The sequence below is a fragment of the Cereibacter sphaeroides 2.4.1 genome (assembly GCF_000012905.2).
In the GTDB taxonomy this organism is placed as follows: domain Bacteria; phylum Pseudomonadota; class Alphaproteobacteria; order Rhodobacterales; family Rhodobacteraceae; genus Cereibacter_A; species Cereibacter_A sphaeroides.
This window is the reverse complement of record NC_007493.2, coordinates 3004828-3021169: the sequence shown is the minus strand read 5'-3', so window position 1 is coordinate 3021169 and position 16342 is coordinate 3004828. Positions and strand designations below refer to the sequence as shown.

The window sequence follows — 16342 nt, the reverse complement described above, 5'->3', positions numbered from 1 at the left end:
CGGCAGGCGGTGTCACCTCGCGCCACGCGAGAGGAGGATCCGATGCCCGTTCCTGAAGCCTTGAGGGGCCGCCTGAAGGCGCCCGTGATCGCTGCGCCCATGTTCCTCACGTCGGGCCCGGATCTGGTGGTGGAGACCTGCAATGCAGGCCTCCTCGGCACCTTCCCGGCGCTGAACCAGCGCTCCACCGAAGGGTTCCGCGACTGGCTGCAAGAGATCCAGGGCCGGCTCGAGCCCCATGCCGCGCCGTTCGGGGTCAATCTGATCGTCCATCGGTCGAACCCGCGGCTCGAGGCGGATCTGGCGGTCTGCGTGGCCGAAAAGGTGCCGCTCGTCATCACCTCGCTCGGCGCAGTGCCGGAGCTGGTGGCGGCCGTCCATGGCTACGGCGGGCTCGTCTTCCACGATGTCGTGAATGCGCGCCATGCCCGCAAGGCCGCCGAGGCGGGCGTCGACGGCATCATTGCCGTGGCGGCGGGGGCGGGCGGGCACGCGGGCACGCTGAGCCCCTTCGCGCTGGTCTCGGAGATCCGGTCGTTCTTCGCGGGCACCATCGTCCTGTCGGGCGCGATGAACACCGGGCGGGACGTGGCAGCGGCCCGGATGATGGGCGCCGACTTCGCCTATCTCGGCACGCGCTTCCTCGCGACCGAGGAGGCGCAGGTGTCCGAGGCACAGAAACGGATGGTGGCCGAGAGCGCGGCGGCGGACATCGTCTATACGCCGAAGGTGAGCGGCGTTCCGGCGAGCTTCCTGCGCCAGAGCCTCGCCGCTGCGGGGATCGATCCCGAGGGTGGGGCGGCCCCGCATCTCGACATGGCTTCCGAGGCAAAGGTGTGGCGCGACGTCTGGTCGGCGGGGCAGGGCGTGGGCGGCATCTCCGACATTCCGAAGGCGGCAGAGCTCTGCCGTCGCCTGATCGCGGACTATCGGGAGGCTGTCTCCGGGGCCGCCGAGGAAGCTCGCGGCGAAGGCTGGCTGTAAGCGACAGCGTCAATGGCCGGCCGGAGCCCTCTCCACCCGGCCGTTGACAGGCTTTTCAGAGGGAGGCCAGTTCTTCGGGCGTGCGCCCCTGAGCCATGGCCACCTTGAACCAGTTCGGACACCGCCCGCGGCCATTCCACGACACGGCGCGATTTGCCGGGTTGAAGTAGCTCACGCGCTTCGTCCCGCTTCCTGCCCCTTTGGAGATCGCTGCTGCCATGGATCGCGCCTTCGCGGCGGCTTGCCGGGTCTCGCAGGCGTCGAGTGCCTTGGAGATCCGTCCATAGAGGTCCAGCAGTTCGTCCCAGTTCAACCGCTCAATAGTCTTTTTCATAACGATCGTCCTTCGGCCCTTGGCGCCGGAGGAGAGACCGGCGTCTTAGCCTTCTTTCCTTCATCTTACAGAAGGTTCCCGCGGAGAGAAAATGTCTTTGGGCCATGAATACCCATCCTTTGGAATGGGTTAGCCGCTCCGGCCTGCGGCATTTCGCAGCAAGACCGGGGCTCGGCGGATTCTGGGGGTGCCTGATGGCCGTGCGAAAATCGCGACGGGCGGCCGGCCGAGAGCCGCCTGACAGGCAAGGGCCGGAGGCGGGCGCACCGCTTCCGGCCCTGCGGTCGACGGTCGCCTCAGGCGGCGCGGCGGAAGGTGGAGGCGGTCTTCTCGGCAGGCTTGGCGACCGGCGGCGTCACATGGGCGCTGCAAGCCAGCATCAGGTCGTAGGGGCTCTTCATGTCGGCGGCCAGGCGCTCGACCATGCCACCATACCATTCCTGCATCGAGGTATAGGTCGCGGTGTCGGAAAAGCCCTTGTCCATCACCTTGTGGGCGGTGCCGACGAGACTGCTGACGGCGGCCTGACGGCGGTCGAGCCAGTCATGCGCCGCCTGGTTCATCTCGCCCGCGATCCCCTGCTGCATGTCGAGCATACGCTTGGCCATGATCGTGCCCATGGGGGCCACCGACAGGGTGGAGAGCAGCTCGGTCATCGTGTCTAGGAAGGTGCGGGAGGTCTCGGCCGGTTTGGTCATCATCATCCTCCAGATCGGTCGTTACGCTGCGGCCCGGGCCGCAGGACCGAACGGTGCGGACTCGCGCCCCACCCGTCAACGAAAATCCGCGGGAGCTGGCGCGGAGAATGCTGCGACTGCAAGCGCAATCGTTTGCGCGCGCAGAAGAAGCCGTCCGCCCTGCCTTTGCTGGCCGCACGGAGGGGCCGCAGCCGAATCGCCCGAGCTTACGGCAGCGCAGAAAGCGGCTTCGCAGGGAGGGCTGGGCCCGGAGCAGCAGACGGAAGGAATGCGAGATGCTCAGGCCGTTGGCTGGTCTTCGTACCCGCCTTCGTCACCGCAGCGCCGGGCGACACGATGCGCGCCGCACTTCCCGATGGGGATCGTGGAGCTGATCCAGGTGGGCCAGCCCGTGAACAGGGCGGCCGTGGCCGAGGTGCCGATGAAGGGCGCGGCCAAGAAGCGGTTCGATCCGCTGCTCGCGCAGGTCGCCGGGCAGGATCGAGGAGAGCGCGGCCCCTCGGGGGAGGGGCCGCGCTTCGCCCCGGCTCAGAACGGGCTGTCGGGGAAGTAGAACTGCTCGGCATTCTCGGGCGTGACGAGCTGCGAGCCGATGATGAAACGCCCCGAGACCGGGGTCGAGGACACGAGCTTCAGCGCCGTGAGCTCGATGGCGGTGGAGATCTGCGCCGGCGGATAGGTCACGTTCGCCGGAAGCTGCGGATCGCCGTCGGCGATGCGCCGGATGATCTCTTTCATGCCCGCGCCGCCCATCACCCACATCTCTTCGGTGCGGCCGGCCTGTGCGATGGCCTCCATCGCGCCGATGGCCATGTCGTCGTCGGCGGCCCAGACCGCGTCGATCTGGGGATATTTCGACAGGAAGTCCTGCATCACGTTGAAGGCGTCGTCCCGGTTCCAGTTGCCGTGCTGCATGTCGAGCACTTCGATGCCCGAGCCTTCGATGGCCGCGGTGAAGGCCTCGACCCGCTCGTTGTCGAGCGTCGTGGGAATGCCGCGAAGGACGACGATCTTCTTGCCGGACTCGAGATGCTGGGCGAAATACTCCCCCGCCACGCGGCCGAAGCCCGGGTTGTCGCCCGCCACATAGAGGTCCTCGATCCCCTCGACGGAGAGGCCGCGGTCCACGACCGTCACCCAGATGCCGGCTTCCTTGACCGCCTGCACGGGCGAGGTGAGCGGCTCGCTCTCGAACGGCAGGACGACGAGGGCGCTGATGTTGCGCGTGGCGACCATGTCCTCGATATCGTTGACCATCTTGCCCGCGTTTCCGGCGGTGGCCAGCACGAAGTCGAGCTGCGGATAGACCTGCTGCAGGCGCTTGATCGTGTCCTGCGCGTGGAAGTTCAGCCCGCCCATGAAGCCGTGCGTGGCCGAGGGGATCGCCACCCCGATGGTGCCCACCTTCTCCTGCGCGAGGGCGGGGGCTGCGCCGGCCCCGGCGGCCACACCGGCCACGGCCGCGGTGGTCAGGAATTCTCTGCGTTTCATCACGTTCCTCCCAAGGATCTACCGCGCGTCCGCGGCCTTCTTCTCCCGCTGCAAGACGACAGCGAGGATGACGATGACGCCCTGGATCGTGCCGTTGAGATAGGGGCTGACGATCGAGGCGAGGTTCAGGATATTGTCGATCAGGCTGAGGATCAGGACGCCCACCACCGTTCCCCAGACGCGGCCGTAACCGCCCTTGAGCACCGTGCCGCCGATGATGACGGCGGCGATGGCCTCGAGCTCCCACAGGACGCCGGTCGAGCCCGAGGCCGAGCCCAGCCGCGGCACATACATGATCGTGGCGAGGCCCACGAGCAGCCCCAGAAGCGCATAGGTCGCGATCCGCACGCGCGGCACCTTGACGGCCGAGTAGCGCGCCACCTGTTCGTTCGCGCCGATGGCCGCGACATGGCGGCCGAAGGCGGTCTGGCGCATCACGATCTCGCCCAGAATGGCCACGATCGCAAAGACGATGATCGGCCAGGCGACGCCCAGGATCCCGCCGTAGTAGACCGGCCGGTAGAGGCCGCGGAGGCCGAAATCGAGCGAGAGCGTGCCGCCGTCGGCCAGCCAGGTGACCAGCGAGCGGTAGATGCCCATGGTGCCGAGCGTCACGATAAAGGGCTCGATCCCCACCTTGGCGATGAGAAAGCCGTTGAGCCAGCCGGCAAGCAGGCCCGCGCCCGCGGCGACCAGCACCCCCACGAGGATGACCGAGACCCCTTCGCCCATGTGGGGCAGAAGCGCGTTCATCGACAGGATCATCAGCCCCGCGATGAAGGCCGCCATCGATCCCACCGAGAGGTCGATGCCGCCCGAGGTGATGACGAAGGTCATGCCCACGGCGATGATGCCGATGAAGGCCGAGCGCGCCAGCACGTTCGTCACGTTGCCGTAGCTGAGGAAGTTCGGGTTCAGCCAGGCGCCGAGCGCGATCAGCACGAAGAGCGCGAGCAGCGGCCCCAGCACATGCAGATGGAAGCGGGGACGGGGGGCGGTGACGGCACTCATGCGCTGGCCTTCCGGTGGTTCAGCCCCATCGCGAGGCGGACGATGTTCTCTTCGGTGATGGCGTCGCCCTCGACCTCGCCGGCGATGCGGCCCGCGCTCATCACGACGACGCGGTTCGCAAGCCCGATCACCTCGGGCAGTTCGGACGAGACGACGATGACGCTGCGGCCCTCGGCGGCGAGGAGGGCGATGAAGCCGTAGATCTGCTGCTTGGTGCCGACGTCGATCCCGCGGGTGGGCTCGTCGATGATGACGACACGCGGCTCGGCCAGCATGGTCTTGGCCAGAAGCAGCTTCTGCTGGTTCCCGCCCGAGAGGCTGCCCGCGCTGATCCCGCGGTCGCCCACCCGGATGTCGAAGTCCGAGATCGCCTGCGTCAGGGCGCGATCCTCGGCCCCCTTGTCGATCAGCACGCGCCCGAAGCGGTCGAGCGCGAGAAGGGTGAGGTTCTCTCCCAGCGGCTTGCCGAGGAGGAGGCCCTTCTCCTTGCGGTCCTCCGTCAGGTAGACGAGGCCCGCCGCGCGCGCCGCCGACACGGAATGGCGGGGCAGGGGGGAACCTTCCATCCGCACCTCGCCCGTGGCCGGGCGCAGACCAACGATCCCCTCCATCAACTCTGTCCGGCCCGAGCCCACGAGACCCGCGAAGCCCAGCACCTCGCCGCGGCGCAGGGTGAAGGAGGCGTCACGGACGAAGCCCGGCACGGTGAGGCCCGTCACCTTGAGCACAGGCTCGGGCGCGGGAGGGGACTTCGGCGGGAAGAGGCCGGACAGTTCGCGGCCGACCATGGTCTCGGCCATCCGGTCCTCGGACAGGCCCTTCGCCGGGGCCGTCATCACCCGGCGGCCGTCGCGCAGGACCGTTACCCGGTCGGCGATCCGCGCCACCTCGTCGAGCTTGTGCGACGTGTAGAGGATGGAGGTGCCCGACGCCCGCAGCCTGTCCACCTGTTCAAGGAGCGTGTCGGTCTCGCGGTGGGTGAGCACGGCCGTCGGCTCATCCATGATGAGGACACGCGCCTTCAGCCCCAGCGCCTTGGCGATCTCGACCATCTGCCGGTTCGGCACGGACAGGGTCGAGACACGGGCGCGCGGATCGACCGTGCAGTGCAGCCGCTCGAGCAGGCGGCGGCTTTCGGCCTGCATCGCCCGGTGGTCGAGAAACGGGCCGCGCTTCAACTCGCGCCCGAGGAAGATGTTCTCCTCGACCGTGAGCGGGGTCGCGAGGTTGAATTCCTGATGGATCATCACGATCCCCGCGGCCTCGGCCTCGCGCGAGGAGGGGAAGTGGACGGGCTTGCCGTCCAGCAGCACCTCTCCCGCCGAGGGCGCGAGATAGCCCGCGAGGATCTTCATCGTGGTGGATTTTCCCGCGCCGTTCTCGCCGATCAGCGCATGGACCTCGCCGGGGCGGAGGTCGAAATCCACATCGAACAGGACCTGAACCGGCCCGAACAGCCGCGAGACCTGGCGGATCGCGAGCACGGGCTCGGTCATGGCACCACCCAGGCGGCATTCCGGCGCGACGAACGCAGGCAGGCGTCGATGAAGGCCATGCCCTCAAGGCCGTCGGCGATGCCGGGATAGGTCACGCCCTCGGGCGGGGATTTCCCCTCGCGATGGGCGAGGATCGCTTCGGCCGCTTCCGAATAGATCGTGGCGAAAGCCTCGAGGAAACCCTCGGGATGGCCCGCGGGCGTGCGGCTCACCCGCGCGGCCTCGGGGCCTGCGCCCGCGCCCATGCGGGTGATGAGGCGCTTCGGCTCGCCCAGAGGGGTATGCCAGAGCTCGGTCGGATTCTCCTGCGCCCATTCGAGCCCGCCCTTCTCGCCATAGACCCGCAGGCGCAGCGAATTTTCATGCCCCACCGCCACCTGGCTGCACCAGAGCATCCCGCGCGCCCCGCCCTCGAAGCGCAGCATCACATGGGCGTTGTCGTCGTTCTGCCGCCCCTCGACGAACTCCGAGAGGTCGGCCGCCAGCGCCTCGACCTTCAGGCCGGTGACGAAGCGGGCGAGGTTGTAGGCGTGCGTTCCGATGTCGCCCGTCGAGCCGCCCGCGCCGCCGCGCACCGGATCGTTGCGCCATTCGGCCTGCTTGTTGGCGACGGGCGCGGCCATCCAGCCCTGCGGATATTCGACCTGCACCACCCGCAGCCGCCCGAGCGCGCCCGAGGCCACCAGCGCCCGCGCCTCGCGCACCATCGGATAGCCGGTGTAATTGTGCGTGAGCACGAAGAGCGCGTCCGCCTTCTCGGCCGCCTGCTGAAGGCGCTTGGCCTCGGCCAGCGTCGCCGTCAGCGGCTTGTCGCAGATGACATGGATGCCGCGCTTCAGGAACTCGCGCGCCACCGGGCCGTGCATGTGGTTCGGGGTGACGATCGCCACCGCCTCGATCCCGTCGCGCCGCCGGGCCTCGGCTTTCGCCATGGCGGTGAAATCGTCGTAACTCCGCGGGATGCCGAGAGCCGCCGCGCTCTCGCGCGCCCTCTCGGGCGTCGAGGACAGCGCGCCTGCGACCAGCTGATATTTCCCGTCGAGCCGGGCGGCGATCCGGTGAACCGCGCCGATGAAGGCCCCGCTGCCGCCGCCCACCATGCCGAGCCGGATGGGCCCCTCCCTCCCTGCGAACCGGCTCATCGGTCGAGCCCCAGCATGGCGCGGTTGGCGGCCTCGTCGGTGCCTGCGCCCGCAAAATCGTCGAAGGCGTTGGGCGTCACGCGGATGATGTGGTTGCGGACGAACTCCGCCCCCTCGCGCGCCCCGTCCTCGGGATGCTTCAGCGCGCATTCCCATTCGACCACCGCCCAGCCGTCGAAATCGAGCGCGGTGAGCTTCGAGAAGATCGCGCCGAAATCCACCTGCCCGTCGCCGAGGCTGCGGAAGCGCCCCGCCCGGTTCACCCAGGACTGGAAGCCGCCATAGACGCCCTGCCGCCCCGTCGGGTTCAGCTCGGCGTCCTTGACGTGGAACATGCGGATGCGGCTGCCGTAGATGTCGATATTGTCGAGGTAATCCAGCGCCTGAAGCACATAGTGCGACGGATCGTAGAGCATGTTGCAGCGGGCATGGCCACCGACGCGCTCGAGGAACATCTCGAAGGTCACGCCGTCGTGCAGGTCCTCGCCGGGATGGATCTCGTAGCAGAGGTCGATCCCGCAGTCCTCGGCATGGTCGAGGATCGGGCGCCAGCGGGCGGCCAGTTCGTCGAAGGCGGTCTCGACAAGGCCCGCGGGCCGCTGCGGCCAGGGATAGAGATAGGGCCAGGCCAGCGCCCCCGAGAAGGTGGCCATCGCCTTGAGCCCCAGATTGCGCGAGGCGGTCAGGCCTTTCATCACCCGGTCGACCGCCCATTCCTGCCGCGCCTTCGGATTGCCGCGGACGGACGGATCGGCAAAACCGTCGAGCATCGTGTCATAGGCCGGATGGGCCGCGACGAGCTGGCCGTGCAGGTGGCTCGCAAGCTCGGTCACCTCGACGCCCGCCTCGGCCGCCTCGCCCTTGAACTGGTCGCACCAGTCCTTCGACTCCGCCGCCCGGTCGAGATCGAACAGGCGCGCGTCCCAGGTCGGCACCTGGACGCCCGCATAGCCGCAATCGGCCGCCCAGCGGGTAATCGACGTCCATGAATTGAAGGGCGCAGCATCGCCCGCGAACTGCGCCAGAAACAGCGCAGGCCCCTTGATCGTCTTCAAGCGATTTCCTCCCTCCGGTCGCCACCGGCGCAACTCCTCCATCGCGACCGCTGTCGTTGATGTAATCGTTTGCAGAGTCACTATAGACGCGCGACAAACGTTTACAACGATTTTCCTGCGGCGCAGGATGTCGCGGAACAGCGAGGCGTCATGCGGCAGAAAGTGGCCACAATTCAGGATGTTGCACGTCTCTCAGGCGTGTCGACCGCGACCGTCAGCCGGGCGCTGTCCCATCCCGACCGGGTGGCCGAGCCCACGCGCGAGGCGGTGCTGCGGGCCGTGCGCGAGACGGGCTATGTCGCCAACCCGATGGCACGGAACCTCCGGCGGCGGCGCACGGGCAGCATTCTGGCGCTGGTGCCGAACCTCGCCAACCCGTTCTTCTCTGAGATCCTGTCCGGCCTCGCCTCGGTGCTGACGCCCGCAGGCTATGGGCTTCTGATCGCGGACACCCACACCGATCCCGCGGGGCGGCTCACCTATTATCTCGAGAGCGGGCTGGCGGACGGCGTGGTGGTCTTCGACGGCACCCTGCCCGAGGAGGCGCTGGCCACGCGGCGGCGCCCGCCGGTGATCCTTGCCTGCGAATGGATGGGCGAGACGCTGCCCTCGGTGCGGGTGGACAATGCCGCGGGCGCCGAGATCGCGATCCGGCATCTCTATGAGATGGGGCACCGGCGGATCGGTCATGCGATGGGGCCCGTGGGCAATGTGCTGACCGAGAGCCGTCTGGCGGGGGCGCGACGGGAGCTCGAGGCGCTGGGGCTGCCCCTGCGCGAGGATTGGATCTTCCGCGGCGACTTCGGGCTTGCCTCGGGCTCGGCCGCCGCGATGACCTGGCTCGGGCTCAAGGAGCGGCCGACGGCGGTCTTCTGCGCCTCGGACGAGGCGGCCTGCGGCTTCATGGGCGCGCTGCAGCATGCGGGCATCTCGGTGCCCTCGGCCGTGTCGGTGGTGGGCTTCGACGATATCGAGGTGGCGGCCCATCTGGTGCCGCCCCTCACCACCATCCGCCAGCCGCGGCGCCAGATCGGACGAAGGGCGGGCGAGCTGCTGTCCGCCATGATCGAGGCGCGCGCTCTCGGCGGTCCGTCGGAACTGCTGCCGGTGGAGCTGATCCGCCGGCAGAGCGTTGCCCCGCCACCCCCCGGCCAAGGAGACCTGCCATGACCCATCCTCCCATCCTCGGCACGCTCGAATCCGCGCTCTATGTGCCGGACCTCGCGGCGGCCGAAGCCTTCTACGGCGATCTGATCGGCCTGCCCGTGGTGACCCGCGCCGAGGGGCGGCACGTCTTCTTCCGGGTGGGCGAGGGCGTGCTGCTGGTCTTCAACCCGGCCGAGACCGAGGTGCCGGGCGGCAACCCGGACCTGCCGGTGCCGCCGCACGGGATGCGCGGGCAGGGGCATTACTGCTTCGCCGTCCCGCCCGAGGCGCTCGACCTCTGGCGGCAGCGGATGGAGGCGGGGGGCGTCGAGATCGAGGCGGACTTTCACTGGCCGAACGGCGCGCGCTCGGTCTATGTCCGCGATCCGGGCGGCAATTCGATCGAGTTCGCCGATCCCTCGATCTGGGCCTGACCGTTCGCGAAGCGCGAATGGCGGGCCTCAGCGACCGCGGCGCAGGTAGACGTAATAGGCGCCCTCGCCGCCGTGCTTCAGATGCGCCACCGCCACCTGCAGCACCACGGCGCCGAGCGGCGGCATCCGGAGCCACTGCGGCACCTGATGGCGCAGCACGCCCTGCCGCTGCGGGATCGGCCCGTGATCGTCGGGCCGGCGGCTGCCCTTGCCGGTGATGACAAGCACCAGCCGCAGCCCGTCCGAATGGGCATTCAGCACGAAGCGGATGAGCTCGGGATGGGCCTCGGTGAGGGTCATGCCGTGCAGGTCGATCCGCGCCTCGGGCGAGAGCTTGCCGCGCGACATGCGGGCGAAGTTCTTGGCGTCCATGCGCAAAGGCTGGGCCGCGAGATGGTCGCGCAGCGGCGGCACGAGATTGTGGGAGGTGCCGTGGCGCACCTTCTCGCCCACCCGGAAATGGGGGAAGATCGGAACCTGCACCTGTGGCTCGGGCGCGCGCGGGGCGGGCTCGTCCTTGGGCAGATGCGTCCGGATGCGGGCCGGATGGAGCGGCTGGGCCGACCGCGCCACGGCCTGCCACAGCTCTTCCTCATCGGGACGGAGGGTGCGCCGGCGGGCCATCAGTTCTCGGGCAGCATGGCGTAGGCGCGGTCGATGGGCAGCAGCACCATCATCCGCCCGCCGTCCTTGACCTCGCCCGCGACCTCTCCCGCCATGGCTCCGGTGCCGTAGAAGATGTCGGCCCGCTGCATGCCCTTGATCGCCCCGCCGGTATCCTGCGCCACGAACAGGCGCCGGAGCGGGCGGTGCCCGTCCTTCTCGACCCAGACGGGCGCGCCGAGGGGCGTGAAGAGCGGATCGACCGCGATGCTGCGCAGGGTGGTGATCGACCGTCCCATCGCGCCGATGGGACCCCGGTCTGCGCCCAGCTGCGGCAGCCTGCGGAAGAAGACGAAGGAGGGATTGAGCGCGAGGAGCGCCGCGCCCTCGGCCGGATTGCGCCGGACCCACGCCCGGATCGTCTGCGCCGAGGCTTCCTCGAGCCGGAGAAGCCCGCGACGGACCATCTCCTTGCCGACGGAGACGTAGGGATGGCCGTTCTTGCCGGCATAGCCCACGCGCACCACCCGGCCGTCGGGCATGCGGATCCGGCCGGACCCCTGCACCTGCAGGAAGAAGGCCTCGACCGGATCGTCGAGCCAGGCGATCTCGAGCCCGCGTCCGGCGAGGAGCCCGCTCTCGATCTCGGCCCGGGTGCGCCAGACGGCGCCGTCCTGCAACTCGGGCGGACGGGCATAGATCGGCCAGGCGAAGCGGGGGGTGCGGATGGGCGAGCCATCCAGCTCCGGCTCGTAATAGCCGGTGAAGAGGGCAGGCGGATCGCCCACCTGCACCGGCCGGAAGAAGAGCTCGAAGAACTCGCGTGCGGCTTCAGGACGCTCGGCGGCCTCGGCCGCGAGCCGGCAGAGCGGCTGCCAGTCCGGCTCCTTCAGGAGGTCGCAGGTCTGGCGGAAGGTGGCGAGCGCCGCGGCGTGATCGTCCTTCGTCCAGCCGTCGAGCGCCTCGAACTCCAGAACCTGCGCCGACGCGGCGCCGGAGGCCGCCGTCACGGCACAGACCGCCAGCGCACGGACGAGGGCACGCATCACTCCCCGGTGGCGACGAGTTGCCAGTTCGGGTCGTTCGCGCCCATGCGGCGCTCGAACGTCCAGACGTCGCGCTGACGCTTGACCTCGGTCGGGCTGCCCTCGATCACCTGACCCGTCCGGTCGCGCACAACCGAGGTCAGCTCGCCCACGAAGCGCACGGCCACCTGGCCTACGCGGGTGTCGCGGTCGAACGAGGCCTCGTGGATATCGATTTCGCGCAGGCCGAGGAAAGTGGCCTCGACGCTCAGGCCCTCGGCCTCGCGGGCCTTCACGGCCTCCTCGAAGCTTTCGAACACGTCCGACGAGAGGAAGGGCCGGATCTGCTCCAGCTCGCCCTTCTCGAAGGCCATCACGATCATTTCATAAGCGCCGCGGGCGCCGGTGAGGAATTCCGACACCGAGAAGCCCGGTTCGGCCATCTTCATGCCCGCCAGCGCCTTGGCCGAGGGGCTGCCATCGGTCACATGGTCGATGATGTCGCGGTCGGGTCCGCCCTCGATCACCTCGAAGTCGCGCCGGGTACGCGGTTTGGGATCTTCGAGCGGCACCGCAGGCTTCTCGAAGCCCTCGCGCGTGCCCAGAACACTCTTGAGCTTGATGATCAGAAAGACGGCGATCCCGGCCAGCACCAGCAGTTGGATCAGGGACGAACTCATTTTTAACCTCGGTCGGGGGCGTCGGGCCTGAAGTCCCGCGGCATATCGGGGTTGGTATGGATAGCGATCCCTCCCTATGTAGGGGAGGCCCCGCGGCAAGTCCACCGCCGCGCCTGCAAGACGTTCGATAGAGGAGACATCCCATGAGGCCACTTGCGGCCATCCTCGCGCTGCCGATCCTCGAGATCGCGCTGTTCGTCACCATCGGCGGCGCGATCGGCCTTCTGGCCACGCTGCTCATCATCTTCGGGACGGCCGCGCTCGGTGTCTTCCTGCTGCGGCGGCAGGGGGTCGAGATGCAGGCCGCGCTGCAGATGCCGCGGCGGATGGATCCGCTGGCGCTGATGGCCGACGGCGCTGCCGTGTCGCTGGCGGCGGCTCTGCTGATCCTGCCCGGCTTCTTCACCGACACGGTGGGTCTGCTGCTTCTGATCCCGCCGGTCCGGCGGGCGCTGATCCGCCGCCTCGGGCGCAATGTGCAGGTGCGCAGCACGACCTGGCGCGGGCCGGTGCGGGACGATGCGCCCATCGAGGCGGACTATCACGAGGTCGAGCCCGTGCGCGATCCGCTGGCTCCGCCGTCGCAGCCGCCGGGCAGCTCCGGCTGGACGCGGCATTGAGGCGCAGCCGTCGACCTGATACACCGGCCGCAAATGGCCCGTGACCCAGGGAGAGACACGATGACCGATGCCAATGGAGCGCCCGCAGAGGCCGCACCGCAGATCCGGATGCAGGTGCTCGCGCAATATGTGCGCGACATGTCCTTCGAGAACATGGTGGCCCAGAAGGGCCTTCAGGGCGGCGACGTCCAGCCCGACATTCAGGTGCAGGTGAGCCTCGACGCCCGCAAACGGTCGGTGGAACATCAGTATGAGGTCATCACCAAGTTCAAGGTGACCTCGAAGAACAAGTCGGGCTCGGCCGAGACGCTGTTTCTGCTCGAGCTCGACTACGGCGGGATCTTCCATGTCGAGAACGTGCCGGAAGACCAGCTGCATCCGTTCCTGCTGATCGAATGCCCGCGCCTGCTGTTTCCCTTCGTGCGCCGCATCATCTCGGACGTGACGCGCGACGGCGGCTTCCCGCCGCTGAACGTCGACACGGTCGATTTCCTCGCGCTCTACCGGATGGAGCTGGCCCGCCGCGCCGAGGCGCAGAAGGCGGCCCAGCCCGTCCAGTGAGGCTCAGGCCCGTTTGAGCCAGATCGCGCCGTCGCCCAGCTTCGCCACGAAGGCAGCATGGGCGGCGGCCTCTTCCTCGGTGATGCGCGGCGGCAGCGCCACGGGCCGGGGACGCGGGCGCCATTCGCCCTCCGGGCTGCCCGGACGCGCACCGGCCGAGCTGGCCAGTCCGAAATCCGGCTGCCGCCCGCCGATCAGTTCCAGATAGACCTCTGCCAGGATCTCGCTGTCGAGCAGCGCCCCGTGCTTTTCGCGCGCCGAATTGTCGACGCCGAAGCGGCGGCACAGCGCATCGAGCGTGGCGGGCGCGCCCGGAAACCGCTGCCGCGCCAGGGCCAGCGTGTCGAGCGCCTGATCGGGCGCGAGGCGGGGCAGGCCGGCGCGCCCGAGCTCGAAATTCAGGAATTTCATGTCGAAGGCGGCGTTGTGGATCACGAGGCGGGCCTCGCCCACGAAATCGAGGAAGGCGCGTCCGATGGCCGCAAAGACCGGCTTGTCGCGCAGGAACTCGTCTCCGAGGCCGTGAACCTCGAAGGCCTCGTTCGGCATCGGGCGCTCGGGGTTGATATACTGGTGGTAGGTGCGCCCCGTCGGCATGTGGTTGAAGAGCTCGACCGCGCCGATCTCGACGATCCGGTGCCCCTCGGAGGGCTCGAAGCCGGTGGTTTCGGTGTCGAGGACGATCTCACGCATCGGCGGTCTCCCGGATATGGGCGATGAGCGCCCGGACATAGGCGCGTGCGGCCTCAAGGCCCAGCGTCTCGAGGATATGGGTCGCCCGGGCACGCTTCTCGCGGTCGGGCATCTGGCGGGCGAGGATCGCCTCGAACTGCGCTTCGGTCATGGTGCCGCGCCCGAGCACACGGGCCCGCTGCAGCACGGGCGGCGCGGTGACGAGCAGCACGGCATCCATCTCGGCCTCGGAGCCCTTCTCGTAGAGGAGCGGGATGTCGAGAAGCACGATGTCTGTGCGGGCGTGGGCGAGGAAGGCGGCCCGGTCGGCCGCGACCGCCGGATGGACCAGCGCCTCGAGCCGGGGCAGGGCCGTGGGGTCGGCCGCGATCCAGTCGCGGAGCGCGCCGCGGTCCACCGCGCCGCCCTTGAGCGCGGCCGGGCAGAGGGCCGCCACCGGGCCCACCAGCGCGCCTCCGGGCGCGTAGAGCCGATGGACGGCGGCATCGGCATCCCAGACCGGCACGCCTTCCTCGGCGAAGAGGGCGGCCGTGGTGGACTTGCCCATGCCGATCGAGCCGGTCAGGCCGAGGCGGAAGGGCCTCATGTGGCCAGCACGGCGGCCCGGGTCTCCTCATCCACCTCGGGGCGGACGCCGAACCAGCGCTCGAAGCCGGGAGCGGCCTGGTGCAGGAGCATCCCGAGCCCGTCCACGGTCCGGCAGCCCGCCGCCTCGGCCTCGACCAGAAGCCGCGTCCGCAGCGGCGCATAGACGAGATCCGTCACCACGGCCTTCGGGTTCAGCGCATCGAGCGGAACACGAAACTCGGGCTTGCCCACCATGCCGAGCGAGGTGGTGTTCACGACCGTCATCGCATCTTCGAGGATGTTGCCGGCCTGCACCCAGTCATGCACATGCACCTTGGCGCCGAAGTCCGAGCGGAGCGCGTCGGCCCGCGCCCGGCTGCGGTTCGCGAGCCGGATTTCGGGCACGCCCACCTCGATCAGCGCGGCGATGACGGCGCGCGCGGCCCCGCCCGCGCCCCAGACCACCGCCGGCCCCGACTGGGGCTGCCAGGCGGGCGCATTCTGGCGCAGGTTGGCGGTGAAGCCGGTCCCGTCGGTGTTGTCGGCGTGGATCTTGCCGTCCTTGCCGAAGATCAGCGTGTTGGCCGCACCGATCAGCGCCGCGCGGTCGGTCACGATATCGGCCAGACCGATCACCGATTCCTTGTGCGGGATCGTCACGTTGCAGCCCACGAACCCCATCCGCGGCATCGCGGCCAGCACGTCGCGCAGGTCGGCCTGCGCCACATCCATCGGAATATAGTGGCCCTTCAGCCCATAGCGCTTCAGCCAGTAGCCATGCAGCGCCGGCGACCGGCTGTGGGCGATGGGCGATCCGATCACCCCCGCCAGCGGGATCCGCGTGAGTTCCGTCATGTCGGAATGAAGCCTCTTTGACCCAGATAATTCAAGAGCGGCAGGAGCGGCAGGCCGAGGACGGTGAAATAATCCCCCTCGACGGCCGAGAACAGCCGCACCCCCTCGCCTTCGAGGTGGTAGCCTCCGACCGAATGGCGCACGGTCTCCCAGTTGCGGGCGATGTAGCCGTCAATCCAGCCGTCGGAACACTCGCGCATGGTGAGCCGCACCTCGCCCGCATGGCGCCAGACCGGGCGGCCCTCCTCGTAGAGGACGAGGGCCGAGATCAGCTTGTGGGTCTCGCCCCGCAGCCGGAGGAGCTGGGCGCGCAGCGCCTCGGGCGAGGGGGCCTTGCCCCAGACCTCGCGGCGGAAGGCCAGCACCTGATCGCAGCCCAGAACCAGCGCCTCGCGGTGCCGCTCGGCCAGCTTCTGCGCCTTCATCTCGGCCAGCGTGTCGGCCACGTCGAGCGGCGAGGCGCCCTCGGCCTCCAGCGCCGCGCGCACGCCCTCTTCGTCGATGCGGGCGGGCAGGGCGTCGAGCTCCAGCCCCGCGGCCCGAAGGAGCGCGAGCCGCGTTTCCGAGGCAGAGGCGAGGAGAAGGCGCATGGGGAGGAGGCTGTGGATAGTCTGCTTCTGTTCCTGACGGCGAATCCGGCACAAGCCGGGCTGTCGGCGACCGATGGGCCGTCAAGATGCCATGTTATCGGGCAAAGAGCCACAGTTGTCCACTCGTGGACGAAGCTTCCCGCCTCCCGTGGACGATCCATCTCTCCCATGGCTGGGGGGAGCGGCCTGAAACTTATCCACACAGAATAATTCCTGCAACACACTGTTCGGATTTGTGTTTCACGGAGGGTCCGGAAATTCTCCACACTTATACACACCGCTGCCCCCAGGCGGGATCCTGTGGAAAAGCGCAGGGGTAAGATCGGAAATCCAGTTATCCCTGCGCCCTACTGCATC

At 68.9% G+C, this 16342-nt stretch carries 20 protein-coding genes; 6 read left to right on the top strand and 14 right to left on the bottom strand.

All coding sequences use genetic code 11. The annotated features are described in order from the left end of the window. The first annotated feature begins 42 nt into the window (after window positions 1–42). Window positions 43–984, top strand: a complete 942-nt coding sequence (locus RSP_RS14645) for an NAD(P)H-dependent flavin oxidoreductase (protein WP_011338820.1) — start codon at window positions 43–45, stop codon at window positions 982–984. Window positions 985–1039: 55 nt separating this feature from the next. On the opposite strand, the gene RSP_RS14640 is transcribed toward RSP_RS14645, so the two are convergent. Together RSP_RS14640 and RSP_RS14635 are read right to left on the bottom strand one after the other, a co-directional pair. Continuing rightward, window positions 1040–1318, bottom strand: a complete 279-nt coding sequence (locus RSP_RS14640; protein ID WP_002721771.1) for an H-NS family nucleoid-associated regulatory protein — start codon at window positions 1316–1318, stop codon at window positions 1040–1042. A 296-nt stretch (window positions 1319–1614) separates the two neighbouring features. Next, complete coding sequence (locus tag RSP_RS14635; protein WP_011338819.1) at window positions 1615–2016, bottom strand: hypothetical protein; 402 nt, start codon at window positions 2014–2016, stop codon at window positions 1615–1617. Between the two features lie 355 nt (window positions 2017–2371). Here RSP_RS14635 and RSP_RS14630 point away from each other — a divergent pair, with 355 nt between their 5' ends. Continuing rightward, window positions 2372–2569 carry a cupredoxin domain-containing protein gene (locus tag RSP_RS14630; protein ID WP_017139999.1) on the top strand — a complete coding sequence of 66 codons (198 nt, stop codon included), beginning with the start codon at window positions 2372–2374 and terminating at the stop codon, window positions 2567–2569. Here RSP_RS14630 and RSP_RS14625 read toward each other — a convergent pair. Genes RSP_RS14625 through RSP_RS14605 form a run of 5 tightly spaced genes read right to left on the bottom strand, consistent with a single transcriptional unit; the run spans window position 2545 to window position 8211 of the window. Then, window positions 2545–3507: an ABC transporter substrate-binding protein gene (locus RSP_RS14625; protein WP_009563288.1), complete on the bottom strand. Its 963-nt coding sequence runs from the start codon at window positions 3505–3507 to the stop codon at window positions 2545–2547. The genes RSP_RS14630 and RSP_RS14625 overlap by 25 nt on opposite strands. Window positions 3508–3525: 18 nt before the next feature. Further along, window positions 3526–4518, bottom strand: coding sequence for an ABC transporter permease (locus RSP_RS14620; protein WP_002721763.1), 993 nt, complete (start codon window positions 4516–4518; stop codon window positions 3526–3528). Beyond that, entirely contained in the window at window positions 4515–6014 is a 1500-nt protein-coding gene (locus tag RSP_RS14615) for a sugar ABC transporter ATP-binding protein (protein WP_011338818.1), read from the bottom strand. Before RSP_RS14615 ends, RSP_RS14620 begins: the two co-directional genes overlap by 4 nt. Next, complete coding sequence (locus tag RSP_RS14610; protein WP_011338817.1) at window positions 6011–7156, bottom strand: Gfo/Idh/MocA family protein; 1146 nt, start codon at window positions 7154–7156, stop codon at window positions 6011–6013. Before RSP_RS14610 ends, RSP_RS14615 begins: the two co-directional genes overlap by 4 nt. Further along, a complete protein-coding gene (locus RSP_RS14605; RefSeq protein ID WP_011338816.1) occupies window positions 7153–8211 on the bottom strand; it encodes a sugar phosphate isomerase/epimerase family protein in 1059 nt (352 codons plus the stop codon). Before RSP_RS14605 ends, RSP_RS14610 begins: the two co-directional genes overlap by 4 nt. A 150-nt stretch (window positions 8212–8361) precedes the next feature. Between RSP_RS14605 and RSP_RS14600 the strand changes: the two genes are divergently transcribed. Both RSP_RS14600 and RSP_RS14595 read left to right on the top strand, forming a co-directional pair. Further along, window positions 8362–9381, top strand: coding sequence for a LacI family DNA-binding transcriptional regulator (locus tag RSP_RS14600; RefSeq protein ID WP_011338815.1), 1020 nt, complete (start codon window positions 8362–8364; stop codon window positions 9379–9381). After that, a complete protein-coding gene (locus RSP_RS14595; RefSeq protein ID WP_002721753.1) occupies window positions 9378–9791 on the top strand; it encodes a glyoxalase/bleomycin resistance/extradiol dioxygenase family protein in 414 nt (137 codons plus the stop codon). Before RSP_RS14600 ends, RSP_RS14595 begins: the two co-directional genes overlap by 4 nt. Window positions 9792–9818: 27 nt before the next feature. On the opposite strand, the gene RSP_RS14590 is transcribed toward RSP_RS14595, so the two are convergent. Genes RSP_RS14590 through RSP_RS14580 form a run of 3 tightly spaced genes read right to left on the bottom strand, consistent with a single transcriptional unit; the run spans window position 9819 to window position 12099 of the window. Beyond that, window positions 9819–10415 carry a Smr/MutS family protein gene (locus tag RSP_RS14590; RefSeq protein WP_011338814.1) on the bottom strand — a complete coding sequence of 199 codons (597 nt, stop codon included), beginning with the start codon at window positions 10413–10415 and terminating at the stop codon, window positions 9819–9821. Further along, window positions 10415–11440, bottom strand: coding sequence for a murein transglycosylase A (gene mltA, locus RSP_RS14585; protein WP_011338813.1), 1026 nt, complete (start codon window positions 11438–11440; stop codon window positions 10415–10417). The genes RSP_RS14590 and mltA overlap by 1 nt, the downstream gene beginning before the upstream one ends. Then, window positions 11440–12099 (bottom strand): Tim44/TimA family putative adaptor protein, encoded by a 660-nt coding sequence (locus tag RSP_RS14580; protein ID WP_011338812.1) that lies wholly within the window; start codon window positions 12097–12099, stop codon window positions 11440–11442. Before RSP_RS14580 ends, mltA begins: the two co-directional genes overlap by 1 nt. Window positions 12100–12242: 143 nt before the next feature. Between RSP_RS14580 and RSP_RS14575 the strand changes: the two genes are divergently transcribed. Both RSP_RS14575 and secB read left to right on the top strand, forming a co-directional pair. After that, complete coding sequence (locus RSP_RS14575) at window positions 12243–12719, top strand: FxsA family protein (RefSeq protein WP_009563277.1); 477 nt, start codon at window positions 12243–12245, stop codon at window positions 12717–12719. 60 nt (window positions 12720–12779) lie between these two features. Continuing rightward, window positions 12780–13280, top strand: coding sequence for a protein-export chaperone SecB (gene secB / locus RSP_RS14570; RefSeq protein ID WP_002721743.1), 501 nt, complete (start codon window positions 12780–12782; stop codon window positions 13278–13280). 3 nt (window positions 13281–13283) lie between these two features. On the opposite strand, the gene dnaQ is transcribed toward secB, so the two are convergent. From dnaQ to RSP_RS14550, 4 genes are read right to left on the bottom strand one after another with little or no spacing between them, the layout of a single operon-like run. Beyond that, window positions 13284–13973: a DNA polymerase III subunit epsilon gene (gene dnaQ / locus RSP_RS14565; protein ID WP_009563276.1), complete on the bottom strand. Its 690-nt coding sequence runs from the start codon at window positions 13971–13973 to the stop codon at window positions 13284–13286. Further along, window positions 13966–14559 carry a dephospho-CoA kinase gene (gene coaE, locus RSP_RS14560; protein WP_011338810.1) on the bottom strand — a complete coding sequence of 198 codons (594 nt, stop codon included), beginning with the start codon at window positions 14557–14559 and terminating at the stop codon, window positions 13966–13968. Before coaE ends, dnaQ begins: the two co-directional genes overlap by 8 nt. Then, entirely contained in the window at window positions 14556–15395 is an 840-nt protein-coding gene (locus RSP_RS14555) for a shikimate dehydrogenase (protein ID WP_011338809.1), read from the bottom strand. Before RSP_RS14555 ends, coaE begins: the two co-directional genes overlap by 4 nt. Next, the gene (locus RSP_RS14550) at window positions 15392–15985 is read right to left on the bottom strand and encodes a Maf family protein (RefSeq protein WP_011338808.1); all 594 of its coding nucleotides are present in this window, start codon (window positions 15983–15985) and stop codon (window positions 15392–15394) included. The genes RSP_RS14555 and RSP_RS14550 overlap by 4 nt, the downstream gene beginning before the upstream one ends. Window positions 15986–16342: the final 357 nt, after the last annotated feature.